The sequence below is a fragment of the Pseudomonas sp. NFACC14 genome, from assembly GCF_900106885.1.
Classification (GTDB): domain Bacteria; phylum Pseudomonadota; class Gammaproteobacteria; order Pseudomonadales; family Pseudomonadaceae; genus Aquipseudomonas; species Aquipseudomonas fluorescens_AA.
In genome coordinates, this window is sequence record NZ_FNOA01000003.1 from 303247 (window position 1) to 327826 (window position 24580).

Sequence of the window (24580 nt, forward strand, 5' to 3'; positions counted from 1 at the left end):
GGGTTCAGAACTTAAAAACCGACGGTGTGACGCAATGGGCCTGTAGGAGCTGCCGAAGGCTGCGATCTTTTGATTTTGGTCTTTCGCTGAATACTCAATTGAATTTGGAAAGATCGCAGCCTCGCTTCGCTCGGCAGCTCCTACAGCGCCCAGCGGGAGCAAGCTCCCTCGCCACGAAGGCCCATCGGCTAGCGCGGTTCGATATGGGCAATCATCAACTGCACCGTTTCCTGGCCGCGGAACTCGTTGAGGTCGAGCTTGTAGGCCAGTTCCACCCAGCGCACGGTTGGGTTTGGCCAGATCTCGCGGTCGATGCCGAAGGCGATGCCGTCGAGCTTCACCGAGCCGCACTCGCTCTTGAGAATGACCTTCAGGTGCCGTTCGCCCACCACACGTTGTTCGACCAACTGGAACACACCATGGAACATCGGTTCCGGGAAATGCTGGCCCCAGGGACCGGCATGGCGCAACGCCCGGGCCAGTTCGAGGTGGAACTCCTCCACCGCCAGGGTGCCATCCGACAACAACCGGCCGGTCAGGTCTTCTTCGCGCAATTGCCGGCGCACTTCCGCGTCGAACGCTTCGGCGAACAGCGGAAAATTCGCTTCCGGCAACGTCAGCCCCGCCGCCATGGCGTGGCCGCCGTATTTGCTGATCAGGGTCGGATGCTGCGCCGCCACCACGCTCAGCGCATCGCGAATGTGAAAGCCCGGTACCGAGCGCCCCGAGCCCTTGAGCAAACCGTCCCCGGCATCGGCAAAGGCAATGGTCGGGCGGAAATAGCGCTCTTTCATCCGCGAGGCGAGAATGCCGATGACCCCTTGGTGCCACTGCGGGTCGAACAGGCACAAACCGAATGGCATCGACTCCACTGGCAGGTCCTTGAGCTGAGCCAGGGCTTCACGCTGCATGCCCTGCTCGATGGACTTGCGGTCCTGGTTCATACCGTCCAGTTGCGCCGCCATCTCCCGCGCCAGGGCCGGGTCGTCGGTGAGCAGGCATTCGATGCCCAGGCTCATGTCGTCCAGGCGCCCTGCCGCATTCAGACGCGGCCCGAGGATAAATCCGAGGTCGGTGGAAGTAATCCGTGAAGCGTCGCGCTTGGCCACTTCCAGGATCGCCTTGATGCCGGGCCGGGCGCGTCCGGCGCGAATCCGTTCCAGGCCCTGGTGCACCAGGATCCGGTTATTCGCGTCCAGGGGCACCACGTCGGCCACGCTGCCCAGGGCCACCAGGTCGAGCAATTCGCCGATGTTCGGCTGGGGGATGCTGGCATACCACCCCAGGCTGCGCAGACGCGCCCGCAGGGCCATCAGTACGTAAAAAATCACCCCGACACCGGCCAGGGCCTTGCTCGGGAATTCGCAGCCCGGCTGGTTCGGATTGACGATGGCATCGGCCGCCGGCAATTCGAGGCCAGGCAAGTGGTGGTCGGTGACCAGCACCTGGAGCCCCGCCGCTTTCGCCGCCGCCACGCCTTCCACGCTGGAGATGCCGTTATCCACGGTGATCAGCAACTGCGGTGCGCGGGCCAGGGCGACTTCGACGATTTCCGGGGTCAGCCCGTAGCCATATTCGAAGCGATTGGGCACCAGGTAATCGACATGGGCTGCACCGAGCAGGCGCAACCCCAGCATCCCCACGGTGCTGGCGGTCGCGCCATCGGCATCGAAGTCACCCACGATCAGGATGCGCTGGCGCTGCTCCAACGCGGTCACCAGCAGATCCACCGCGGCGTCGATCCCCTTGAGTTGCTGAAAGGGAATCAGGCGCGCCAGGCTCTTGTCCAGTTCAGCCTCGGACTGTACGCCGCGTGCCGCGTACAGGCGCGTCAACAGGGGCGGCAGGTCACCGAGAAATGGCAGGGTGTCGGGCAGTTGGCGGGGTTCTATGCGCATGGGGTGACGACATTTCTCTTTAAAACGGTGGAGTTTTGATTTTTTGTGGCGAGGGCGCTTGCTCCCGCTGGCCTCTGTAGGAGCTGCCGAAGGCTGCGATCTTTTGATCTTTCGCTTGAGACTCAAGCGTCAGGGGAAAGATCGCAGCCTCGCTTCGCTCGGCAGCTCCTACATGGCCCGGCGGGATCAACCACGCTCACCCAGCAACCATTGCAGCTGGACTTCATGCTGGCCACGGTCGTCGGTCACGAAAATCGTGCCCTCGCTGATCATCACATCCCACTTGATCACCCGGGGCATGTCCTGGGCCAGGGTTTCGAGCACTTCCTGGGGCACGGCGGCGATGTTGACGTTCTTCAGGTTCTTGACCGCCGGGATCACCTTGCCTTCCCAGACCCGCAGGCTGCCATAGGCCAGCAGGCTGGTGCGCTCGGTCCGGCGCGAGCACCAGGTCAGGCGATCGGCATCCGGCTGGCCGACTTCGATCCAGTGCAGCACACGGTCATCCAGGCTTTTTTCCCACAGCGCAGGTTCATCGACGTCTGACAGACCACGACCAAACGCCAGCAGCTCGTTGTACCAGAACGCGTAGGCCAGCAGGCGCACGGTCATGCGCTCTTCGGTTTCCGAAGGGTGGCGGGCGATGGTCTGCTTCACATTCTCGTACACATTGCGGTCGAGGTCGGTGAGGTTCAGTTCAAACTTGTAGGTCGTGGACGGCTGGGCCATGAACGGGCTTCTTGATACGAGGAAAGGCGGCAAGTCTAACCGATGACACAGGCAATCCACGAATTGCCGACCATCGACCTGCGGCGACCGGCCCTGGCCTGTGATAAAACGCTCTATTCGTTCTGCCTTTGTCCTACAGGATCCGTTCATGTCGCTTACTGCCAAACCCCTTGCCGGCGTCAAAGTCATCGAACTGGGCACCTTGATCGCCGGGCCCTTCGCCTCGCGCATCTGCGGCGAATTCGGTGCCGAAGTCATCAAGGTCGAATCGCCCGACGGCGGTGATCCGCTGCGCAAGTGGCGCAAGCTGTACGAAGGCACCTCGTTGTGGTGGTTCGTCCAGGCACGCAACAAGCAGTCCCTGACCTTGAACCTCAAGCACCCCGAAGGCCTGGCGATCCTGAAAAAACTGCTCGGCGAAGCCGACATCCTGATCGAAAATTTTCGCCCCGGCGTGTTGGAAAAGCTCGGCCTGGGCTGGGATGTGCTGCATGCACTGAACCCGAAACTGGTGATGGTGCGGCTTTCGGGCTTCGGCCAGACCGGGCCGATGAAAGATCAGCCGGGGTTTGGCGCGGTGGGCGAATCCATGGGCGGCCTGCGCTACATCACCGGCTTCGAGGACCGTCCGCCAGTGCGTACCGGGATTTCCATCGGCGACTCCATCGCCGCCCTCTGGGGCGTGATCGGCGCATTGATGGCCCTGCGTCACCGGGAGATCAATGGCGGAACCGGACAAGTGGTGGACGTGGCGCTGTACGAGGCGATTTTCGCCATGATGGAAAGCATGGTGCCGGAGTTCGACGTGTTCGGTTTCATCCGCGAGCGCACCGGCAATATCATGCCCGGCATCACCCCCTCGTCCATCCACACCAGCGCCGACGGCAAGCACGTGCAGATTGGCGCCAACGGCGATGCGATCTTCAAGCGTTTCATGCAGATCATCGGCCGTGACGACCTGGCCAATGACCCGCAACTGGCCAGCAATGATGGCCGTGACAGCCGGCGTGACGAGCTGTATGGGGTCATCGATCGCTGGGTCAACGCGCTGCCGCTCGATAGCGTTATCGACCAGTTGAACCAGGCCGGGGTGCCGGCCAGTCGGATTTTCAGCGCCGAGGATATGTTCAGCGACCCGCAGTTCCTCGCCCGTGAAATGTTCCTGCAGGCCAAGCTGCCGGACGGCAAGGCGTTCAAGATGCCAGGGATCGTACCGAAGCTCTCCGACAGCCCGGGCACCTGCGAATGGGTCGGGCCGGCACTGGGTGAACACAACGCACAAGTGCTCGGTGAGCTGGGCTACGACCCACAGCAGATCGCCAAACTGCGCGCCGACGGCGCCATTTGAGGCACGGCAGGAGCAGCCCCTGGAGATAAAACTGTGGGAGCGAGCTTGCTCGCGATAGCGTCGGCCCAGTCGACTTGATGTTGACTGGCACACCGCTATCGCGAGCAAGCTCGCTCCCACAAAAGCTTCCAGCGCCCGACAGAACACACCAAAAACATAAACACCGGGCAAAAAGAAACCCCGAGAAGTGGGGAGACGACTCGGGGTTAAACGTGACCATTCAAGGTCCGTACAACAAGCGACAAGCACCGGAGCACAATGCTCGCTCTTGCTGGTAAAGGGTCTGACTCGTCAAGACGTAGGAAGGTTCCCACAAAAGCCCAGTCAATTCGCCGCGATCATGACCTTGTCGCGCGCCAGATTGCGCAGCGCCGCAATCACACAGGGCTCCAGGCGCCCCTCGGCAATCAGCACATCGCGATGCAGGCCATCGACTACGTCCGTCAACTGACGCTTGTCGGTCAATTGGGCCTGATTGAACGCTCGCTCGACCATGATGACCCCGCTGGCATTCTTCAGCGTCACCCGGCATTCGCCCTTGGCGCCGGAGGGAGTCAGCGAGACCTGATACGGGCTCAAGGCTTCATTCAGCAATAGGCTGATACTTTCCATTCGCTCACCCTTCAATAGTCCGAAACAACTGCATGTGCACAGTAAATGACCGTGGGCCGCAGCAGAAAGTTCGTCAGCGCACCGAACCGGCATGCCTTCAACCTGTTCAACCGAGCATGCGCGTCCAATATGACAGGCAAACAACAGCGTTCTGCGACAACCGTTACGGGGTGACGGCCGGCTCAGCCAGGCCCCTGTCGCAACGGCGCCACCGCCGCCCGACATCGGTCCAGCCGCCCAGAATGCCGCGCAGCTGTCCATCAGCCCCATAGAACGGTACCGACCAATGATAGATTTCCCGCAATCCGCCGCTGAACATCAATTGCCGGTCGACGAATCGAGACTGGCCGGTGCGCAATTGCTCCATCACTTCCCCATGCAGCAGCTCGGCGGTGGCCGGCGGGAATGACGCCGAGTCGGTAAGCCGCGTGCCCCGCAGTTTTTCGAAGCGGGTCGCAAACTGGTCTTCATAGCTTTTGTTGCACATGATCAGGCGCCCTTCCAGATCACAGATGAAAATCGGGTCGGGGATGGCATCCATCAAGGCCCGCTGAAGCATCAACTGGTCCTTGAGGACCGCTTCAGCCTTGAGGCGTTGGTCGATCTGTATCTGCAGGCGGCGGTTCCACAGCAGGGACAAGAGGCCAAACACCACGACCACGGTCACACACCAGTAGCCCCAGCGGGACATCCGCTCCCAGATCGATGGCACCTGGACGGGCGTCGCACCAGCCATCCATTTCGAACGCAGTGCACGCATGTCCTCGGCGGGGAAGGCTTCCAGCGCTTTATTCAAGATATTCAACAGCACGGTCAGGTCCTGGCGCACCGCCAGGTAGTCCGGCTCCCACTTGCCCTCAAGGCCGCTGCCGACCTGCAACTGCCCGGCGGGATAGAGATGCACCCCGGTTTCATTTTCGATGGTGGCATAGGCTTCCCGGCTCTCCACCAGCGCCCGCGCCTCGCCAAAGGTCTTGGTCGTGCGCAATTCGATCGCCGGGTAATCGCGCCTGATTTCCGCCTCCAATGCATGCCGTGCCGGCAGTGCCAGGACCTTGCCTTCGAGCTGCTCGAGCGAATGCAGGGACGATTCCCCGTCACGGCCGACGAATACCCAACCGGAACCACCGAATGCATGGCTGAAACTCAGGAAGTCCCGACGTTCTTCATTCATCGCCAGCAGGGTCGTCATGTCGGCTTCGCCATTCTCCAGCATTGTCAGCAACTCGCCGGGGGAGAACGATTCCCGATGCACGAACTCAAGACCGGTCATGTGCGCGATGCGCTGGAGAACGTCGTGGTTCAGCCCATTCCACTGTCCCTGTTCGTTCTTGAACAGGTACAACGGAAACTGCATCGTGGCCACGATGACCCGGGGGTTCTCCTTGATCCATTTCAACTCCTGCGCGTCCAGCACCAGCCGTTCGCCAGGGTTGGGCGGTGGCGTTTCGAAAGCCGCCAGCGGCGCCGCGTTGCCTCCCTGCGTCCAGTACATCAGGGCCAGGCCCATTACCCAGCCCAGTGCTGGTTTGCCTTTGATAAAAAACGACATCTGCATTTCCTTCGAGATGACTCGCCCATCCCTCCAAGGGCGAAAACCCGGCCAGTTTGGCATGCAGAAACAAGAAAGCCCGTCAGGAGACGGGCTTCAAAATGTGACAGGTTTACCCGGTCAGAGAGGCTTGCCGCGATTGCCATGCTGGCTGACAAAGGCCTGCACGGCTTTCAAGTCGTTGGGCAACACGGTGCAACGCTCATCTCGCTCAAACAAATCAGAAAGATGCGCAGGCAGTTCGAGCGCTTTTCCTACACCGGCTTTCTCCACCGCTTCCGGGAACTTGACCGGGTGAGCCGTGCCCAGGATCACCATCGGGATGTCCAGGCTGCGACGGCATTCACGAGCCGCCCTGACGCCAATGGCCGTGTGCGGGTCGAGCAGTTCGCCGCTCTGGGCGAACACCTCGGCGATGGTTTCGCAGGTCTGCTCATCGTCCACGGCCAGGGAGTCGAACAACTTGCGGGCTTCGGTCCAGCGCTCAGGCTCGACGCTGAAACCGCCGCCCTGGCGGAAGCTGTCCATCAGCCCGGCAATCGCCGCACCGTTGCGACCGTGCAGGTCGAACAGCAGGCGCTCGAAGTTCGACGACACCATGATGTCCATCGAAGGCGACAGCGTGGCGTGCAGGGTTTCCTTGACGTACTGGTTGCCGCTCATGAAGCGGTGCAGGATGTCGTTGCGGTTGGTGGCGACGATCAATTGGTTGATCGGCAGCCCCATGTTGCGCGCCAGGTAACCGGCGAAGATATCGCCGAAGTTGCCGGTCGGCACCGAGAACGATACGGAACGGGCCGGGCCGCCCAATTGCAGGGCTGCGTGGAAGTAATAGACGATCTGGGCCATGATCCGCGCCCAGTTGATCGAGTTCACCGCCACCAGCCGCGTGCCCTTGAGGAAGCTCTGATCGGCGAAGCTGGCCTTGACCATTTCCTGGCAGTCATCGAAGTTGCCTTCGATGGCGATGTTGTGGATGTTGTCGCCGAAAATCGTCGTCATCTGGCGACGCTGCACTTCCGAGACCCGGTTGTGCGGGTGCAGGATGAAAATGTCGACGTTCTCGCAATGCTTGCAGCCTTCGATGGCCGCCGAACCGGTGTCGCCAGAGGTGGCACCGACGATCACCACGCGCTCGCCACGCTTTTGCAGCACGTAGTCCAGCAGGCGACCGAGCAGTTGCAGGGCGAAGTCCTTGAACGCCAGGGTCGGGCCGTGGAACAGCTCCATGACCCATTCGTTACCGTTGAGCTGGCGCAGCGGTGCGATGGCATTGTGGGAAAAGACCCCATAGGTCTCTTCCAGGATCTTTTTGAAATCGGCGTCCGGGATGCTGCCGGTGACGAACGGGCGCATGACCCGGAACGCCAGCTCGTGGTACGCCAGGCCGGCCCAGGAAGCGATTTCCTCCTGGGTGAAGCGCGGCAGGTTTTCCGGCACGTAGAGACCGCCATCCGTGGCCAGGCCGGCCAGGAGGACATCTTCGAAATTCAGGGCCGGTGCCTGGCCGCGGGTGCTGATATAGCGCATTTTTTGGCAAACCTTCGGTTTGAGCTTCAAGGTCAAGCTGCAAGCGTCAAGTCAAAGCGGCTCGGCTTCCACTTGCGGCTTGCAGCTTATAACTTGCCGCTAAATTAATTCAAATGTTCGACGCGGATACGGACCACCGGCCCAACGACACCCTGGAGCGCTTCCAGCGCCGCAATCGCGTCGTTGATGTTCTGCTCGACCACCCGGTGGGTCAGCAGGATCATCGGCACCAGGCCGTCGTGTTCCTCGACTTCCTTCTGCATGATCGACTCGATGTTGATGCCGCGCTCCGAGAGGATACTCGCCACTTGGGCCAGCACGCCCGGATGGTCCTTGGCCTGGATGCGCAGGTAGTAGGAGCTTTCGCACGCTTCGATCGGAAGAATCGGGTGCGCCGACAGCGAATCCGGCTGGAAGGCCAGGTGCGGCACACGGTTTTCCGGGTCCGAGGTCATGGCGCGAACCACGTCCACCAGATCGGCCACCACCGACGAAGCGGTCGGTTCCATGCCCGCGCCAGCGCCGTAGAACAACGTCGAGCCAGAAGCATCGCCGTTGACCATCACCGCGTTCATCACGCCGTTGACGTTGGCGATCAGGCGGTCGGCCGGGATCAGGGTCGGGTGCACGCGCAGCTCGATGCCGCTGGCGGTGCTGCGCGCCACGCCCAGGTGCTTGATGCGGTAGCCCAAGGCTTCGGCGTAGTTCACGTCAGCGGTGGTCAGCTTGGTGATGCCTTCGGTGTAGGCCTTGTCGAACTGCAATGGAATGCCGAACGCAATGGACGCCAGGATCGTCAGCTTGTGCGCCGCGTCGATGCCTTCCACGTCGAACGTCGGATCGGCCTCGGCGTAACCCAGGGCCTGGGCTTCGGCGAGCACGTCTTCGAAGGTGCGCCCTTTCTCGCGCATCTCGGTGAGGATGAAGTTACCGGTGCCGTTGATGATCCCCGCGACCCAGTTGATGCGGTTGGCCGACAGGCCTTCGCGGATCGCCTTGATCACCGGGATACCACCGGCCACGGCGGCTTCGAATGCCACGATCACGCCCTTCTCGCGGGCCTTGGCGAAAATCTCATTACCGTGAACAGCGATAAGCGCCTTGTTCGCGGTGACCACATGCTTGCCATTCTCGATGGCCTTGAGTACCAGCTCGCGGGCAACGGTATAGCCGCCCAACAGCTCTATGACGATGTCGATCTCAGGGTTCGTGGCCACTTCGAAGACATCGTTGGTAATCGCAATACCGGTCGTCTGGAACTGAGGCTTTGGCGTGCGCATGGCAATTTGTGCCACTTCGATCCCACGCCCGGCACGACGAGAAATTTCCTCGGCGTTGCGCTGAAGTACGTTGAAGGTGCCGCCACCGACGGTACCTAACCCACAGATGCCTACTTTGACCGGATTCACTCTTGACTCCCCATGAAACGGCCGACGCAAGGTCGGCCGTGAAATACAGCCGCGCAGCAACGCGGCTCTGTGTTTAACGGCCCGACGAATGTGTTCGCCGAGCCGTGATCTTCAAAAGCGGACCGCCCATGTTCATTTCGCGCCCAAGGCCAGTTTGGCCACTTGTGGCGCCGGCTGGTAGCCCGGAATTACCTGACCATCGGCCAAAACAATCGCCGGCGTACCGTTCACGCCTATTGACTGTCCGAGCGCAAACTGCTTGGAAACAGGATTCTCGCACTTGGCGGCCTTGATTTCCTTGCCGTCGACCATCTTGTCCATGGCTGCTTTCTTGTCCTTGGAGCACCAGACCGCCTGCAACTGCTCATCGCCCGGCGAGCCCAGGCCCTGGCGCGGGAACGCCACATAGCGCACTTCGATACCGCGCTTGTTCAGCTCCGGCACTTCGGCGTGCAGCTTGTGGCAATACGGACAGGTGGTGTCGGTGAACACGGTGATGTGGGACTTGGTTTCGCCGATCGCCGGGTAAACCACGGTTTCAGCGACCGGAATGCCGTTGATCAATTTGGAAATGCCCTGGCGCTCGGTCATCTCGGTGAGATTGACCGGTTTGCCGTCCTTGAGCTCGAACAGGTTGCCCTGGACGATGTACTGGCCGTCGGCGCTGGCGTACAGCACGCGGCTGCCCTTGAGCTTGACCTCATACAGGCCGGCCATGGGGCTGGCCGAGATGGCTTCGATCGGCACTTCGAGCTGGAGGTTTTCCAGGCTTTTGCGGATAGCCTTGTCGGCCGCGTCGTCGGCGACGGCGAAAGTACTGGCCAACGCAATGGCGGCGGCGGTGAACATCTGGATCAAACGCATGGGGACTCCTGAGGCGAACAAATGAGACGGGAAACGCCGACCCGCAGATTCGGGTTCCAACCGCCCACTGTGCAAACCGGCAAAGCCTACCACATAAGGCTGGCGTGGCCGAATGCCGCTGACGCACGACGTTTTGTAAGCACACACAGGATTGACATCGGCTGACACGCCGTCATCGCGAGCGAGCTCGCTCCCACAGGGATTTGTGGTGGACACGCCATTGGTCCGGCACCGCTCCAAAATGTGGGAGCGAGCTTGCTCGCGATGGCGTCAGCATTGACAACATCGCGGCAGATGTCAGCCACGAGGGTGGTGTTTGGCATGCAAGTCCTGCAACCGCGCCCGGGCGACGTGGGTGTAGATCTGGGTGGTGGACAGGTCGCTATGGCCGAGCAGCATCTGCACCACCCGCAAGTCGGCACCGTGATTGAGCAGGTGTGTGGCGAAGGCATGGCGCAAGGTGTGGGGCGAAAGGGATTTATTGATCCCGGCCACCTTGGCCTGGTGCTTGATGCGGTGCCAGAACGTCTGGCGAGTCATCTGCTCGCCGCGCAGGCTGGGGAACAGCACATCGCTGGGGCGCCCTCCCAGCAATTCATGACGGGCATCGCGCATGTAACGCTCGACCCAGACAATCGCTTCCTCGCCCATCGGCACCAGGCGCTCCTTGCTGCCCTTGCCCATCACCCGCAGCACGCCCTGGCGCAGGTTGACCTGCTCCAGCGTCAAGCTGATCAACTCGGTGACGCGCAAGCCACAGGCATACAGGACTTCCAGCATGGCCCGGTCGCGCTGACCGATGGCCTCGCTGAGATCGGGTGCCGCCAGCAGCGCTTCCACATCGGCTTCCGACAGGGACTTGGGCAGCGGACGCCCCAGTTGCGGCATTTCCACACGCAAGGTCGGGTCTACCGCGATCAGCTTTTCCCGCAGCAAATAGCGATAAAACCCACGCAGACCGGAGAGAAACCGCGCGGTCGAGCGGGGTTTGTAGTTCTGCTCCAGGCGCCACGCCAAGTGATCGAGGATCAACTCCCGGCCGGCATTGACCAGTTCCAGGTGATTTTCCTGCAACCAGCCGTTGAATAACGCCAGGTCGCTGCGGTAGGCATCGCGGGTGTTATCGGACAGGCCCTTCTCCAGCCACAGGGCGTCGAGAAACTGGTCTATCAGCGGATGATCGATGGCTGGCATAAGAACTCTTGAAGGATGTGGGCACACACGGCATCGAAATGGAAAATGAAGCTATGCAGGGTGCTCAAAGCGCAAATCGCAGGCAACAAAAAAGCAGCCCGCAGGCTGCTTTTTTTGCATCGGAAGCTGGACTTAAGCCAGTTTTTCCTTGATGCGAGCTGCTTTACCCGACAGGTCACGCAGGTAGTACAGCTTGGCTTTACGTACGTCACCGCGACGCTTGACAGCCATGCTGTCGATTTGCGGGCTGTAGGTCTGGAAAGTACGCTCTACGCCAACACCGTTGGAGATTTTACGAACGGTGAATGCACTGTTCACGCCACGGTTACGCTTGGCGATAACGACGCCTTCGAACGCTTGCAGACGGGAACGGTCGCCTTCCTTCACTTTCACCTGAACGACAATGGTGTCGCCTGGGGCAAAGGTAGGGATTTCTTTGGTCATCTGCTCTGCTTCGAGTGCAAGGATGATTTTGTTAGTCATGCTGTGCTCCTAAGGCGAGTCGTCGGACTCACCATCGATACGTTGTTAACTATCGTCCCGCTCGCGGATGTATTCCTCGAGCAGCTTCTTCTCTTCTCCAGAAAGCGAGCGGCTTTCCAGAAGATCGGCGCGTCGTTCGTAGGTCCGACCAAGGGACTGCTGCAAACGCCAACGCCGGATGTGCGCGTGGTTGCCACTTAGCAACACGTCGGGAACACGCTGATCCGCATACACCTCCGGTCGGGTGTAGTGCGGGCAATCCAGCAGACCATCCGTAAAGGAATCTTCCTCAGCGGAATCCGCATGCCCTAAAGCTCCAGGCAGCAGTCGTGTAACCGCATCGATCAGGACCATCGCCGGCAGCTCGCCGCCAGACAGTACATAGTCGCCAATCGACCACTCTTCATCGACATGAGCTTCAATGAAACGCTCGTCAATGCCTTCATAACGGCCGGCAATCAGGATCAATGCATCCGAATTCGCCAGCTCGCGTACCGCCGACTGAGTCAGCTGGCGGCCTTGGGGCGACAGGTAGATCACCTTCGCACCCTCCCCGGCTGCCGTCCTGGCCTGAACCAGCGCATCTTCCAGGGGCTTGATCTTCATCACCATGCCCGGACCACCGCCAAACGGGCGATCGTCCACAGTGTGATGCCGATCCGTGGTGTAGTCCCGCGGATTCCAACAGGTGAGCTGCAACAGCTCCTGTTTCACCGCGCGGCTGGTTATGCCGTACTCGCTGATGGCGGAAAACATCTCGGGAAACAATGTAATGACTTCAACGCGCAAATTAGCCACGTTTAGAAATCCGCATCCCATTCCACCCTCATCTCGCCTGCGGCAAGGTCGACGGCCAACACGCATTGCTCGGTATAGGGCAACAGGCGTTCGCGATCATCCAGGCTGCCGACGCAAGGCTTGACCACCATGACATCGTTCGAACCGGTCTCGAGCAGGTGATCGATTTTCCCGAGCAATTGCCCGAGGTGGTCGATGACCTTCAGACCCACCAGCTGGTACCAGTAGTACTCGCCGTCGGTCAGTTCAGGGAACAGGTTGCGCGGCACGCAGATCTCATAACCGGCCAGAAGACGAGCTTCTTCACGATCATCGAGACCCTTGAGCTTCGCGACCAGGAACTTGTCGTTCCCGCGTCCGCTGACCAGCTCCACCTGTTTCACGCTACCTTCGCGCTTGAGCGTCCAGGTTTTGTAGTCCAACAGGTTCTTGATCGGATCAGTAAAGGAATACACCTTCACTTCGCCGCGAACGCCATGTACTGAATAGATCTTGCCGACAACGATCAAATCATCAGCATCTTTTGGCGTCGCGTTCATATTGCTCAGGCCGCAGCCTTAGCCGATTCCTTCAACAACTGAGCAACGCGCTCAGAAGGTTGTGCACCAACGCTCAGCCAGTAGGCTACGCGCTCTTGGTTCACGGACAGACGAACTTCCTGACCACGGGCAACAGGGTTGAAGAAACCAACCTGCTCCTTGTGGGAACCGTCACGCGGGTTGCGGCTGTCGGTTACGGTCAGGTGGTAAAACGGGCGCTTTTTGGAGCCGCCAAGGGCAAGACGGATTGTTAGCATGTGAACATCGTTCCTGTAGTCGGTGCTGCAAATCTAAATGCACAGCGGGCATGGGTGCCCGAAAGGCCGCATATTCTAAGGAATATCCGGACTTTTGCAAATGTCTTTTTCCGGCGCCATGCGCCATGCGATCAAGATTTGCCATAGAGCCGTCATGAAAAACGGCAGGTCAGCTCCCGCATAGCACGGGTTTGCTGGAGATCCCCGCATCCGTGCGGGGCAACGCCGGCATGACAGCCGGCGCAGATTCTTTACATTTTCGGCATGCCGCCGCCGGGCAACATACCGCCCATGCCGCGCATCATCTTGGCCATCCCGCCCTTGGCGGAGAATTTCTTCATCATCTTCTGCATCTGCTTGTGTTGCTTGATCAAGCGACCGATGTCCTGCACCTGGGTGCCGGAACCCATGGCGATGCGGCGCTTGCGCGAACCGCTGATCAGCTCAGGGTCGCGGCGCTCGGCCGGGGTCATGGAGTTGATGATGGCTTCCATCTGTTTGAACTGCTTTTCAGCCGCGCCCTGGGCATTGCCCATCTGCGCCAGGTTCACGCCACCGATGTTCGGCAGTTTGTCCATGAGCCCGCCAAGGCCGCCCATGTTCTTCATTTGTTGCAGCTGGTCGCGGAAGTCTTCGAGGTCGAAGCCCTTGCCCTTCTTCAGCTTCTTGGCCAGTTTGTCGGCCTTGTCCTTGTCGAGGGTCTGCTCGGCCTGCTCGATCAGGCTGAGCACGTCGCCCATGCCCAGGATGCGCGAGGCGATACGCTCGGGGTGGAACGGCTCGAGCGCTTCGCTCTTCTCGCCCATGCCGATGAACTTGATCGGTTTGCCCGTGATGGCCCGTACCGACAGCGCGGCACCGCCACGGGCGTCACCGTCGACCTTGGTCAGGATCACGCCGGTCAGCGGCAGCGCATCACCGAACGCCTTGGCGGTGTTGGCCGCGTCCTGGCCGGTCATGGCGTCGACCACGAACAGGGTTTCCACCGGGTTGATCGCGGCATGCAGCGCCTTGATCTCACCCATCATCTCTTCATCGATGTGCAGGCGACCGGCGGTATCGACGATGACCACGTCGATGAACTTGAGCTTCGCTTCCTTAATAGCCGCCTGGGCGATGTCCACCGGCTTCTGGCTCAGGTCGGACGGGAAAAACGTCACGCCGATGTCGTTGGCCAGGGTTTCCAGTTGCTTGATCGCCGCAGGACGGTAGATGTCCGCCGAGACCACCATCACCGACTTCTTCTTGCGCTCTTTAAGGAAACGCGCCAGCTTGCCGGCTGTCGTGGTCTTGCCCGCGCCCTGCAGACCGGCCATCAGCACCACCGCTGGCGGTACGGCGGCGAGGTTCAGGTCTTCGTTGGCGGCGCCCATCAGGCTTTCGAGCTCGGCCTGGACGATCTTCACGAACGCCTGGCCCGGCGTCAGGCTGCGCGACACTTCGGTGCCGACGGCGCGTTCCTTGACCGAATTGACGAAGTCCTTGACCACCGGCAGGGCGACGTCGGCTTCGAGCAACGCCATGCGCACTTCGCGCAGGGTGTCTTTGATGTTGTCTTCGGTCAGCTTCGCCTTGCCGGTGACATGGCGCAGCGTCTGCGAGAGACGGTCGGTTAGGTTTTCAAACATGCGCGATCCTTTCAGGCCCAGATGAGACCGGGATAATGGCGGCCCAGACCGTGAAAAATGTGCTCGGCGAGCCTGCGGCGTGGGCAGGTCGCGGATTATAGCGAAGAAGCGTGCGGCGTACACCTGCTGTGGTCTTTCGTGTGAAGGGGGTTCTATGCCAAACTCAGCGCCTTTCGGGCTTGCCTAACAGGATTTATGCTCCCCTTGTCACCCAGCTTGCTTGCCACCCTCGCCGCCGCTTGCCTTTATGCCGCTGCGACCTTCTATCAAGGCACCCGCCTGGCCACCGGTGCCAAGGCGAACAAACGCCTGCTGGTCACGCTTGGCGTGCTGGCGGTGCTCGGCCACGCGGCCAGCCTTTATACCCACTTGATGACGCCGATCGGCCTGGGCCTGGATTTCTTCAACGCCGCCAGCCTGATCGCCGTCGCCGTGATCGCCCTGACGTTGCTGGCCTGCTCGCGCATCCCGGTGGAAAACCTGCTGGTGCTGCTGTTCCCACTGGGGCTGGCCACGGTGTTGCTGGCGCAGTTCGCACCGTCGGGCACCGTGCAGATCATCGACGAAGAGCCGGGCATCCTCGCCCACATCCTGCTGTCGATCCTCGCCTACGGCCTGTTCACCATCGCCGTGTTCCAGGCCCTGTTGTTGCTGGTGCAGGATCACCAGCTCAAGAACAAGCACCCCTCCGGGCTGATCCGCAACTTCCCGCCGCTGCAAACCATGGAAAGCCTGTTGTTCGGTTTCCTCTGGGCCGGCTGGAGCCTGCTGTCGCTGTCATTGATCTCCGGCTGGTTGTTCGTCGAGAACCTGTTCGCCCAGCACCTGGTGCACAAGACCCTGCTGGCCTGCCTGGCGTGGGTGGTCTTCAGCGTGCTGCTGTGGGGCCGCAACCGCCTCGGCTGGCGTGGGCACAAAGCGATTCGCTGGACCCTGGCCGGTTTCTGCCTGCTGATGCTGGCGTACTTCGGCAGCAAGCTGGTCCGTGAATACATCCTGCATATCTGACGGACGGCCCTGATGGATACGTTGCCCGTAGCGCCGTTGTTCGCCGTGCTGGTGGTGCTGATCCTCTGGTCGGCCCTGTTCACCGCCATCGAAGCCGCCCAGCAATATCTGCTGGCCCAGCGCACGGCTTCGCGCGCCAGTGACAAACCACTGGCGACACTGACCTTCCCGCTGCCCAGCCTGATCCTGTGCAACACCCTCTGCCGCGCCCTGGCCGTGGTCATCGGCACCTTGCTGGCGATTTTTATCTGGCTGGAAAACGGCCCCTGGGTCGCCTGGCTCGGCACCAGCGCCGCCCTGCTGGTGTTCGCCGATTACCTGCCGCGCACCCTGGCCAGCCGCCAGCCCGACGCGGTGCTGGCACTGGGTAATACCCTGCTGGGCATACCGTTGAAGATCCTCTATCCATTTGCCTGGCTGTTGAATGGCGCCAGCCAGTTGTTGCTGCGTCCATTTGCCCGCAAGCCCGGCATGGTGCAGCAGAGCGACGACGAAATGCCCGCGCCACCGCGCAGCGAGCAGGAGTCAGAGCAGGGCAGCGGCCGGCTGCATCCGATTTCCGGCATCCACGCCCTGGACAACATCACCGTCAACGATATCCTCGTGCCCCGCAGCGAGGTCGATGGGATCAACCTCGACGACCCCATCGGCGAGATCATCGAACAGTTGCGCCTGAACCGACGGACACGCCTGCCGGTGTTCCACAGCGATATCAACCAGGTCGAAGCGGTGCTCAACACCCGCCAGATCCGCCACCTGCTGGCGGACGCGAGCCTGACCAAGGAAGCGCTGCTGGCCGCCTCCCATGAACCCTACTTCGTGCCCGAAAGCACCCCCTTGCAGCTGCAACTGCTGAATTTCCACAAGCAGCAGCGGCGCCTGGGCATGGTGGTGGACGAATACGGCGAAGTACTGGGCATCGTCACCCTGGAAGACATCCTCGAAGAAATCGTCGGCGAATTCGAGAGCCAGCACAGCCTCGACAACCCCCACGTCCATCCCCAGCCCGATGGCCGCCTGATGATCGATGGCGCGGCGTCGATCCGCGAATTGAACAGGACCCTGGGCTGGCATCTGCCTTGCGACGGTCCCAAGACCCTCAACGGGCTGGTGACCGAAGCCCTGGAAACCATCCCCGAAAGCCCGGTCTGTCTGAAAATCGGGCGTTATCGGTTGGAAATCATCGAGACCGTGGACAACCGCGTCAGCCAGGTGCTGGCGTGGCATAACAGTTCGGTGCCTGCCGCCTCTTAGTTCCCAACAGTCCCAAAGTGAAACACAGTTGTGGCGAGGGGATTTATCCCCGTTGGGTCGCGCAGCGGCCCCAAACTCTTAGTCAGTTGCCTCAGATTCGGCGCAACGTCTTTTTGGGACTGCTTCGCAGTCCAACGGGGATAAATCCCCTCGCCACAAAAGCTCGTTTCGGCGTCAACAGGTATTGTTGATTCATTAGCCCCCTTCCTATACTCAACCCGCTTACCCAGCTCCGCCCGAACCCCGTGCCTACCCCGCGCCCGGTCGGTTCCGGCCAGACCATCGGCAAAATCCGCATCAACCCTGGGACTGTTCCTACCCGAAACAGCGACGGGATACCCGCCCGCATCCCTGGGCGTTCGACCATAATAATTCGCTCCAACGGAGCACATGACTGTCAGGGATCACCGCATGACGACCGCTACCTGCAACGAGGCTGTGCCTGCCCAGCCGACCAACTCGGCCACTCGCGTGGCGACCGCGAGTTTCATCGGCACTGCCATCGAGTTCTACGACTTCTACGTCTATGCCACGGCGGCGGCCCTGGTGATCGGGCCGGTGTTCTTCCCACAAACCTCAGGCACGGCACAGATGCTGTCGTCCTTCCTGACGTTCGGCATCGCCTTCCTCGCCCGTCCGCTGGGTTCTGCGCTGTTCGGCCATTTCGGCGACCGGATCGGGCGCAAGTCGACGCTGGTGGCCTCCCTGCTGCTGATGGGCGTGTGCACCACGCTCATTGGCGTGCTGCCCGGCTACGCCAGCATTGGCGCCTGGGCGCCGATCCTGCTGTGCCTGCTGCGTTTCGGCCAGGGCCTGGGGTTGGGGGGTGAATGGGGCGGAGCGGCACTGCTGGCCACCGAGAACGCCCCCAAGGGCAAGCGCGCCTGGTTCGGCATGTTTCCCCAACTGGGGCCCTCCATCGGCTTCCTGGCGGCCAACGGGCTGTTCCTGACCCTGGCCATGAGCCTGGATGACGAGCAGTTCCGCGCCTGGGGCTGGCGGATTCCGTTCCTGCTCAGTGCCGTGCTGGTGATCGTCGGCCTCTATGTGCGGCTCAAGCTCCATGAAACCCCGGTGTTCGCCAATGCCATGGCCCGCCAGGAGCGGGTCAAGGTGCCATTGGTCGAGCTGTTCAGCCAATACTGGGCACCGACCTTGCTGGGCGCCGCGGCGATGGTGGTGTGTTACGCGCTGTTCTACATCTCGACGGTGTTTTCCCTGAGCTACGGCGTGTCCACCCTGGGCTACAGCCGCGAGACATTCCTGGGCCTGCTGTGCTTTGCCGTACTGTTCATGGCCGCCGCTACGCCGTTGTCCGCCTGGGCCAGCGACCGCTACGGGCGCAAACCGATCTTGATCATCGGTGGCCTGCTGGCGATTGCCTCGGGTTTTCTCATGGAACCGTTGCTGACCCACGGCTCGACCGGCGGCGTGGCGCTGTTCCTGTGCATCGAGCTGTTCCTGATGGGCGTGACCTTCGCCCCCATGGGCGCCTTGCTGCCGGAACTGTTCCCGACCCACGTGCGCTATACCGGCGCCTCGGCGGCCTACAACCTGGGCGGTATCGTCGGTGCCTCGGCCGCACCGTTCTTCGCCCAGAAACTGGTGGCGATGGGCGGCCTGAGCTATGTCGGAGGCTATGTTTCAGCGGCCGCGCTGCTCAGCGTCATCGCCGTGCTGTGCCTGAAGGAAACGCGCCACAACGACTTGAACCGGGTCGCCTGACGCGCCTCCCGCAGGAGCTGCCGCAGGCTGCGATCTTTTGGTCTTTCACTTGAGACTCAAGCAAGCGTCAGAGGAAAGATCGCAGCCTCGCTTCGTTCGGCAGTTCCTACGGGGTAAAACCGGCCAATGAAATAACCGTTAACAATCGCCCACCATTGAAACCACCCCCCACCTGCCCCATCTAAGACCCATACCCCATTGCGCAGGTGCCCCATGAGCGACCAGCACTCTACTGAAGCCACTAACGACTACGCTGATTCCGAACACATCGAACACACGTCCTCCGGCACCGGCCTGGCGCTGCCCGGCCAGAACCTGCCGGACAAGGTCTACATCATCCCCATTCACAATCGCCCCTTCTTCCCGGCCCAGGTGTTGCCGGTCATCGTCAACGAAGAACCGTGGGCCGAGACCCTGGAACTGGTGGCCAAGTCCGATCACCACTCCCTGGCCCTGTTCTTCATGGACACGCCCCAGGAAGACCCGCGCCATTTCGATACTTCGAAACTGCCGCTGTACGGCACGCTGGTGAAGGTCCATCACGCCAGCCGGGAAGGCGGCAAGCTGCAATTCGTCGCCCAGGGCCTGACCCGCGTGCGCATCCGCACCTGGCTCAAGCACCATCGCCCACCGTACCTGGTGGAAGTCGAATACCCGCACCAGCCGAGCGAGCCAACCGACGAGGTCAAGGCTTACGGCATGGCGCTGATCAACGCGATCAAGGAACTACTGCCCCTCAATCCGCTGTACAGCGAAGAGCTGAAGAACTACCTCAACCGCTTCAGCCCCAACGACCCTTCGCCGCTGACCGACTTCGCCGCCGCGCTCACCTCCGCCACCGGCAATGAGCTGCAGGAAGTGCTCGACTGCGTGCCCATGCTCAAGCGCATGGAAAAAGTGCTGCCGATGCTGCGCAAGGAAGTCGAAGTGGCGCGGTTGCAGAAAGAGATTTCCGCCGAGGTCAACAACAAGATCGGCGAACACCAGCGCCAGTTCTTCCTCAAGGAGCAGCTCAAGGTCATCCAGCAGGAACTGGGGCTGACCAAGGACGACCGCAGCGCCGACATCGAACAATTCGAGCAGCGGCTGGAAGGCAAAGTGCTGTCGGCCCAGGCGCAGAAGCGTATCGAAGAGGAGATGAACAAACTCTCGATCCTGGAAACCGGCTCGCCGGAATACGCCGTCACCCGCAATTATCTGGATTGGGCGACCTCGGTGCCGTGGGGCGTGTATGGCCAGGACAAACTCGACCTCAAGCATGCACGCAAGGTGCTCGACCAGCACCACGCCGGCCTGGACGACATCAAGGACCGCATCCTCGAATTCCTCGCCGTCGGTGCCTACAAAGGTGAGATCAGCGGCTCCATCGTGCTGCTGGTGGGCCCGCCGGGCGTGGGCAAGACCAGCGTCGGCAAGTCCATCGCCGAATCCCTGGGCCGGCCTTTCTACCGCTTCAGCGTCGGCGGCATGCGCGATGAAGCCGAGATCAAGGGCCATCGACGCACCTACATCGGTGCCCAGCCGGGCAAGCTGGTGCAGGCGCTCAAGGATGTCGAAGTGATGAACCCGGTGATCATGCTCGACGAAATCGACAAGATGGGCCAGAGCTACCAGGGCGACCCGGCCTCGGCCTTGCTGGAGACCCTCGACCCGGAACAGAACGTCGAATTCCTCGACCACTACCTGGACCTGCGCCTGGACCTGTCGAAAGTGCTCTTCGTGTGCACCGCCAACACCCTGGACTCGATCCCTGGCCCGCTGCTGGACCGGATGGAAGTGATCCGCCTGTCGGGCTACATCACCGAAGAAAAAGTCGCCATCGCCAAGCGCCACCTGTGGCCCAAGCAACTGGCCAAGGCCGGTGTGTCCAAGAGTAGCCTGAGCATCAACGACAGCGCCCTCAAGGCCCTGATCGACGGTTACGCCCGTGAGGCCGGGGTGCGACAGCTGGAGAAACAGCTGGGCAAACTGGTGCGCAAGGCGGTGATGAAGCTGATCGACGACCCGAAAGCGGTGATCAAGCTCGGGCCGAAGGACCTCGAGGCCTCCCTGGGCAAACCCGTGTTCCGCAACGAGCAGGTGTTGTCCGGCATCGGCGTGATTACCGGCCTGGCCTGGACCAGCATGGGCGGCGCGACCTTGCCGATCGAAGCGACGCGCATCCACACCCTCAATCGCGGCTTCAAGCTGACCGGGCAACTGGGAGAGGTGATGAAGGAGTCGGCGGAGATCGCCCACAGCTACGTCAGTTCGCACCTGAAGCAATTCGGCGGCGATCCGAAGTTCTTTGACGAGGCCTTCGTTCACCTGCACGTACCGGAAGGCGCCACACCCAAGGACGGCCCGAGCGCCGGCGTGACCATGGCCAGTGCCTTGCTGTCCCTGGCCCGCAACCAGCCGCCGAAAAAAGGCGTGGCCATGACCGGCGAACTGACCCTCACCGGGCACGTCCTGCCGATTGGCGGCGTACGCGAGAAGGTCATCGCGGCGCGCCGGCAGAAAATCAACGAACTGATCCTGCCGGAAGCCAACCGGGGCAACTTCGAAGAATTGCCGGACTACCTCAAGGAAGGGGTGACGGTGCACTTTGCCAAGCGGTTTGCGGATGTGGCGAAGGTGTTGTTCTGAGGGTTTTGTAGCGGCTGTGCCGGCCTGATCGCGAGCAAGCTCGCTCCCACAGGGTTTGGTGTGGATCACAAATGCTGTGAACACCACAAATCCCCTGTGGGAGCGAGCTTGCTCGCGATGGCGCCATCAGCAACAACACATCCCCACCTGACACACCCAGTAGCATCTTCGGTTATGCTCACCGTTCGTCGTGAATGCCGGAGCCGTTGCCCTTATGTCCCCCACTCGCCTGCTCGTCCCCCTCAGCCTCGCCCTGCTGAGCGCCTGCGCCACGCAAACCAGCAACAACGTGACCGTGGAAAAACTGAGCCAGTGCCCCGTGAGGCTCAATAACGGACAGAACCTGATCCTGAGCCTGCCCAGCAACCCCAGCACCGGTTATCGCTGGGCGATCCAGGATTCGGCCGGTGGCGTGTTGAAGGGCTTGGGGCCGGAGGTTTATCGCAATCCGGAAGACGCCGGCATCGTTGGCGCCGCGGGGGTCTCGACCTGGCGCTTCCAGGCGTTCAGCGCCGGCACCGGGCGTTTGCGCCTGACTTATCAACAGCCTTGGGCGCCGGAAGTGCCGCCCGTGGAAACCTTTGACTGCGCTATCGCGGTGAACTGACCGTGGGTTGGCTGATCCTCGCACTGATGGGTGCGGCCACCTACCTGTACGGCCTGGCCATGCATGCCACGCTGCTGTGCCTGCTGGTCAAGCCCATGCCGGTGCTGGCCCTGCTCGGCTGGCTGCACGATGCGCCGCCCAGCGAATATCGGCGCTGGATCAGCCTCGGGCTGATTTTCTCTCTGGTGGGCGATATGGTGCTGGCTTGGCCGGGAGACCTGTTCGTGTTCGGCCTTGGTGCGTTTCTGCTGGCGCACCTGGCCTACCTGAAAGCCTACCTCAGCGACTGCCGCCGACCGGCGCTGCTGCCCTTGGCCCTGGCCTTGGGCATCGGCGCGGCGCTCCTGGCAATCCTGGTGTCGAGCGGTCTCGGGCCGTTGCTGGTGCCGGTGGTGATCTACGGCCTGGTCATCAGCGCCATGCTCTGGCGGGCGTTGGCACGACTGGGCACCGAGGTGCCCAAGCGTCCGGCTTGGCTGGCCGCCGCCGGGGCGCTGGCGTTTGTGTTTTCCGACAGCCTCATCGGCATCAACCGGTTCGTGCAACCCTTCCATGCCGCGCCTTACCTGATCATCGTCAGTTATTGGCTGGGCCAATGGGGCATTACCGCGTCGGCGTTCGCCCAAAAGCCACACTGAGCCAAATAATGTGGGAGCGAGCTTGCTCGCGATAGCGGTCTGTCAGTCAACATTATGGCCGGCTGAACCATCGCCATCGCGAGCAAGCTCGCTCCCACTGGTTTTTTGGTTAAAATGCCGGCCTTTTCACCACCCATGCCGCTGGAACCGCCGTGAGCAAAGACCCTGATCGCCTATTCGCCCAACCCCTGGCCCAAGTGCCGGACTTCGCCTTCAACGAGGACGTAGTGCGGGTGTTTCCGGACATGATCAAGCGTTCGGTGCCGGGTTACCCGACCATCGTCGAAAACCTCGGCGTGCTCGCCGCGCAATTCGCCCAGCCGGGCAGCGTGCTCTACGATCTCGGCTCGTCCCTGGGCGCGGTGACCCAGGCCCTGCGCCGCCATGTGCGCACCGACGGTTGCCGGGTGATCGCGGTGGATAACTCGGCGGCCATGGTCGAGCGCTGCCGTGAATACCTCAACGGCCAGGACTCGATGTTCCAGGAGCTGCTGCCGGTGGAAGTGATCGAAGGCGACATCCTCGCCCTGACGTTCCAGCCAGCCTCGGTAGTGGCACTGAATTTCACCCTGCAATTCATCGCGCCGGACCAGCGCACCGCCCTGTTGAGCCGCATCCGCCAGTCCCTGCTGCCGGGTGGCGCCCTGATCCTGTCGGAAAAACTGCGTTTCAACGATGCAGAGGAACACGCCCTGCTCACCGACCTGCACGTGGCGTTCAAGCGCGCCAACGGCTACAGCGAGCTGGAGATTGCCCAGAAACGCAGCGCCATCGAAAACGTCATGAAGCCCGACAGCCTCGAAGAGCACCGCGAGCGCCTCTTGGCGGCCGGCTTCTCGAAAGTCGTGCCATGGTTCCAGTGTCTTAACTTCGCCTCGTTGATTGCCCTGCCATGATCGATTTGTCCCCCCTCGCCCGCCATCTGGCCGGCACGCCCCTGGCCGATTGGGCCGCGACGCTGCAGACGCAACTCGACAGCAAGATGGAAAAGGGCCACGGCGACCTGGAACGTTGGCAAAGCGCCCTCGATGCACTGCCGGTTTTGCAACCCACCACCGTCGACCTGCTGAACGGCCTGACGCTCGACACCGATTGTTCCGATGAAGCCCGTGGGCAAATGCGTACCGCGTTGATGGGCCTGTCACCCTGGCGCAAAGGGCCTTTCGACCTGTTCGGCGTGCACGTGGACACCGAATGGCGCTCGGACTGGAAGTGGTCGCGGGTGGCTCCGCACCTGGATCTTGCGGGCAAGCGCATCCTCGATGTGGGCTGCGGCAACGGCTACTACATGTGGCGCATGCTCGGCGCCGGGGCGGACACGGTGATCGGCGTCGACCCCAACTGGCTGTTCTTCTGCCAGTTCCAGGCGGTACAACGCTACCTGTCGCAGCCCAACGCCTGGCATCTGCCATTTCCCTTCGAGGCCCTGCCAGCGGAACTGGAAGGCTTCGACACGGTGTTTTCCATGGGCGTGTTCTACCATCGCCGCTCGCCGATCGAACACTTGCTCGCCCTGAAGGATTGCCTGGTCAAGGGCGGCGAACTGGTGCTGGAAACCCTGGTGATCGAAGGCGACGAACACCAGGTGCTGGTGCCCGAGGACCGCTACGCGCAGATGCGCAACGTGTGGTTTCTGCCATCGGTCCCGGCCCTGGAACGCTGGCTGCGCCGCGCGGGGTTCAGGGACGTGCGTTGCGTGGACGTGAGCCTGACGACCGTGGAAGAACAGCGCAGCACCGAGTGGATGAAGTATCAGTCATTGAGTGATTTCCTCGACCCTGCCGACCACAGCAAGACCATCGAAGGGCTGCCGGCACCGATGCGGGCGGTGATTGTGGCGCGTAAATAAAACGCCCAAACACCACAAGTCCCCTGTGGG

The 24580-nt window shown here is 61.6% G+C and carries 22 protein-coding genes; 9 read left to right on the plus strand and 13 right to left on the minus strand.

The features are described from left to right. Positions 1–188 precede the first annotated feature (188 nt). Both recJ and BLU85_RS08035 read right to left on the minus strand, forming a co-directional pair. Entirely contained in the window at positions 189–1898 is a 1710-nt protein-coding gene (recJ, locus tag BLU85_RS08030; RefSeq protein ID WP_092202297.1) for a single-stranded-DNA-specific exonuclease RecJ, read from the minus strand. Positions 1899–2084: 186 nt separating this feature from the next. Beyond that, positions 2085–2627, minus strand: a complete 543-nt coding sequence (locus BLU85_RS08035; protein ID WP_003198109.1) for a YaeQ family protein — start codon at positions 2625–2627, stop codon at positions 2085–2087. 148 nt (positions 2628–2775) lie between these two features. On the opposite strand from BLU85_RS08035, the gene BLU85_RS08040 reads away from it, so the two are divergent. Continuing rightward, the gene (locus BLU85_RS08040) at positions 2776–3975 is read left to right on the plus strand and encodes a CaiB/BaiF CoA transferase family protein (RefSeq protein ID WP_092202299.1); all 1200 of its coding nucleotides are present in this window, start codon (positions 2776–2778) and stop codon (positions 3973–3975) included. Between the two features lie 324 nt (positions 3976–4299). Here BLU85_RS08040 and BLU85_RS08045 read toward each other — a convergent pair whose 3' ends face one another. From BLU85_RS08045 to ffh, 11 genes are all read right to left on the minus strand, one after another. Continuing rightward, positions 4300–4587: a DUF3509 domain-containing protein gene (locus BLU85_RS08045; protein WP_092202301.1), complete on the minus strand. Its 288-nt coding sequence runs from the start codon at positions 4585–4587 to the stop codon at positions 4300–4302. 163 nt (positions 4588–4750) lie between these two features. Continuing rightward, complete coding sequence (locus BLU85_RS08050) at positions 4751–6139, minus strand: transporter substrate-binding domain-containing protein (protein WP_092202303.1); 1389 nt, start codon at positions 6137–6139, stop codon at positions 4751–4753. A gap of 120 nt (positions 6140–6259) precedes the next feature. Then, on the minus strand, positions 6260–7669 hold the full coding sequence (gene thrC / locus BLU85_RS08055; RefSeq protein ID WP_092202305.1) for a threonine synthase: 1410 nt from the start codon (positions 7667–7669) through the stop codon (positions 6260–6262). Positions 7670–7773: 104 nt separating this feature from the next. Continuing rightward, complete coding sequence (locus BLU85_RS08060) at positions 7774–9078, minus strand: homoserine dehydrogenase (RefSeq protein WP_092202307.1); 1305 nt, start codon at positions 9076–9078, stop codon at positions 7774–7776. A gap of 132 nt (positions 9079–9210) precedes the next feature. Then, on the minus strand, positions 9211–9942 hold the full coding sequence (locus BLU85_RS08065) for a DsbC family protein (RefSeq protein WP_092202309.1): 732 nt from the start codon (positions 9940–9942) through the stop codon (positions 9211–9213). 297 nt (positions 9943–10239) lie between these two features. Then, positions 10240–11136 carry a site-specific tyrosine recombinase XerD gene (xerD, locus tag BLU85_RS08070; RefSeq protein ID WP_092202311.1) on the minus strand — a complete coding sequence of 299 codons (897 nt, stop codon included), beginning with the start codon at positions 11134–11136 and terminating at the stop codon, positions 10240–10242. Positions 11137–11268: 132 nt separating this feature from the next. Continuing rightward, positions 11269–11619: a 50S ribosomal protein L19 gene (gene rplS / locus BLU85_RS08075; protein WP_003175895.1), complete on the minus strand. Its 351-nt coding sequence runs from the start codon at positions 11617–11619 to the stop codon at positions 11269–11271. A gap of 45 nt (positions 11620–11664) precedes the next feature. Continuing rightward, the gene (gene trmD / locus BLU85_RS08080; protein WP_170845966.1) at positions 11665–12438 is read right to left on the minus strand and encodes a tRNA (guanosine(37)-N1)-methyltransferase TrmD; all 774 of its coding nucleotides are present in this window, start codon (positions 12436–12438) and stop codon (positions 11665–11667) included. Beyond that, positions 12420–12956 carry a ribosome maturation factor RimM gene (gene rimM / locus BLU85_RS08085; RefSeq protein ID WP_092202313.1) on the minus strand — a complete coding sequence of 179 codons (537 nt, stop codon included), beginning with the start codon at positions 12954–12956 and terminating at the stop codon, positions 12420–12422. Before rimM ends, trmD begins: the two co-directional genes overlap by 19 nt. A gap of 5 nt (positions 12957–12961) precedes the next feature. Next, positions 12962–13213, minus strand: a complete 252-nt coding sequence (rpsP, locus tag BLU85_RS08090) for a 30S ribosomal protein S16 (protein WP_003198088.1) — start codon at positions 13211–13213, stop codon at positions 12962–12964. 251 nt (positions 13214–13464) lie between these two features. After that, positions 13465–14841 carry a signal recognition particle protein gene (gene ffh, locus BLU85_RS08095; RefSeq protein WP_060739058.1) on the minus strand — a complete coding sequence of 459 codons (1377 nt, stop codon included), beginning with the start codon at positions 14839–14841 and terminating at the stop codon, positions 13465–13467. Positions 14842–15036: 195 nt separating this feature from the next. On the opposite strand from ffh, the gene BLU85_RS08100 reads away from it, so the two are divergent. From BLU85_RS08100 to cmoB, 8 genes are all read left to right on the plus strand, one after another. Next, a complete protein-coding gene (locus tag BLU85_RS08100; RefSeq protein WP_092202315.1) occupies positions 15037–15849 on the plus strand; it encodes a cytochrome C assembly family protein in 813 nt (270 codons plus the stop codon). Between the two features lie 12 nt (positions 15850–15861). Beyond that, positions 15862–17103 carry an HlyC/CorC family transporter gene (locus BLU85_RS08105; protein ID WP_092202317.1) on the plus strand — a complete coding sequence of 414 codons (1242 nt, stop codon included), beginning with the start codon at positions 15862–15864 and terminating at the stop codon, positions 17101–17103. Positions 17104–17514: 411 nt separating this feature from the next. Further along, positions 17515–18828 carry an MFS transporter gene (locus tag BLU85_RS08110; protein WP_092202319.1) on the plus strand — a complete coding sequence of 438 codons (1314 nt, stop codon included), beginning with the start codon at positions 17515–17517 and terminating at the stop codon, positions 18826–18828. A 213-nt stretch (positions 18829–19041) separates the two neighbouring features. Further along, positions 19042–21456, plus strand: a complete 2415-nt coding sequence (gene lon, locus BLU85_RS08115) for an endopeptidase La (protein ID WP_092202321.1) — start codon at positions 19042–19044, stop codon at positions 21454–21456. A 214-nt stretch (positions 21457–21670) separates the two neighbouring features. After that, the gene (locus BLU85_RS08120) at positions 21671–22063 is read left to right on the plus strand and encodes a protease inhibitor I42 family protein (protein WP_092202323.1); all 393 of its coding nucleotides are present in this window, start codon (positions 21671–21673) and stop codon (positions 22061–22063) included. Positions 22064–22065: 2 nt separating this feature from the next. Further along, positions 22066–22701, plus strand: a complete 636-nt coding sequence (locus BLU85_RS08125; RefSeq protein WP_092202325.1) for a lysoplasmalogenase — start codon at positions 22066–22068, stop codon at positions 22699–22701. A 152-nt stretch (positions 22702–22853) separates the two neighbouring features. Then, a complete protein-coding gene (gene cmoA, locus BLU85_RS08130; protein WP_018611163.1) occupies positions 22854–23597 on the plus strand; it encodes a carboxy-S-adenosyl-L-methionine synthase CmoA in 744 nt (247 codons plus the stop codon). Beyond that, positions 23594–24550 carry a tRNA 5-methoxyuridine(34)/uridine 5-oxyacetic acid(34) synthase CmoB gene (cmoB, locus tag BLU85_RS08135; protein ID WP_092202327.1) on the plus strand — a complete coding sequence of 319 codons (957 nt, stop codon included), beginning with the start codon at positions 23594–23596 and terminating at the stop codon, positions 24548–24550. Before cmoA ends, cmoB begins: the two co-directional genes overlap by 4 nt. Positions 24551–24580 lie beyond the last annotated feature (30 nt).

What these genes read in the sequence shown, in the direction of transcription:
- BLU85_RS08050 (WP_092202303.1), bottom strand. Translation starts at nt 6,139, where the DNA reads ATGTCGTTTTTTATCAAAGGCAAACCAGCACTGGGCTGGGTAATGGGC.
- cmoB (WP_092202327.1), top strand. Translation starts at nt 23,594, where the DNA reads ATGATCGATTTGTCCCCCCTCGCCCGCCATCTGGCCGGCACGCCCCTG.
- ffh (WP_060739058.1), bottom strand. Translation starts at nt 14,841, where the DNA reads ATGTTTGAAAACCTAACCGACCGTCTCTCGCAGACGCTGCGCCATGTC.
- BLU85_RS08100 (WP_092202315.1), top strand. Translation starts at nt 15,037, where the DNA reads ATGCTCCCCTTGTCACCCAGCTTGCTTGCCACCCTCGCCGCCGCTTGC.
- BLU85_RS08045 (WP_092202301.1), bottom strand. Translation starts at nt 4,587, where the DNA reads ATGGAAAGTATCAGCCTATTGCTGAATGAAGCCTTGAGCCCGTATCAG.
- BLU85_RS08105 (WP_092202317.1), top strand. Translation starts at nt 15,862, where the DNA reads ATGGATACGTTGCCCGTAGCGCCGTTGTTCGCCGTGCTGGTGGTGCTG.
- rplS (WP_003175895.1), bottom strand. Translation starts at nt 11,619, where the DNA reads ATGACTAACAAAATCATCCTTGCACTCGAAGCAGAGCAGATGACCAAA.
- lon (WP_092202321.1), top strand. Translation starts at nt 19,042, where the DNA reads ATGAGCGACCAGCACTCTACTGAAGCCACTAACGACTACGCTGATTCC.
- trmD (WP_170845966.1), bottom strand. Translation starts at nt 12,438, where the DNA reads ATGGGATGCGGATTTCTAAACGTGGCTAATTTGCGCGTTGAAGTCATT.
- BLU85_RS08035 (WP_003198109.1), bottom strand. Translation starts at nt 2,627, where the DNA reads ATGGCCCAGCCGTCCACGACCTACAAGTTTGAACTGAACCTCACCGAC.
- BLU85_RS08065 (WP_092202309.1), bottom strand. Translation starts at nt 9,942, where the DNA reads ATGCGTTTGATCCAGATGTTCACCGCCGCCGCCATTGCGTTGGCCAGT.
- BLU85_RS08110 (WP_092202319.1), top strand. Translation starts at nt 17,515, where the DNA reads ATGACGACCGCTACCTGCAACGAGGCTGTGCCTGCCCAGCCGACCAAC.
- rpsP (WP_003198088.1), bottom strand. Translation starts at nt 13,213, where the DNA reads ATGCTAACAATCCGTCTTGCCCTTGGCGGCTCCAAAAAGCGCCCGTTT.
- recJ (WP_092202297.1), bottom strand. Translation starts at nt 1,898, where the DNA reads ATGCGCATAGAACCCCGCCAACTGCCCGACACCCTGCCATTTCTCGGT.
- BLU85_RS08120 (WP_092202323.1), top strand. Translation starts at nt 21,671, where the DNA reads ATGTCCCCCACTCGCCTGCTCGTCCCCCTCAGCCTCGCCCTGCTGAGC.
- xerD (WP_092202311.1), bottom strand. Translation starts at nt 11,136, where the DNA reads ATGCCAGCCATCGATCATCCGCTGATAGACCAGTTTCTCGACGCCCTG.
- rimM (WP_092202313.1), bottom strand. Translation starts at nt 12,956, where the DNA reads ATGAACGCGACGCCAAAAGATGCTGATGATTTGATCGTTGTCGGCAAG.
- BLU85_RS08040 (WP_092202299.1), top strand. Translation starts at nt 2,776, where the DNA reads ATGTCGCTTACTGCCAAACCCCTTGCCGGCGTCAAAGTCATCGAACTG.
- thrC (WP_092202305.1), bottom strand. Translation starts at nt 7,669, where the DNA reads ATGCGCTATATCAGCACCCGCGGCCAGGCACCGGCCCTGAATTTCGAA.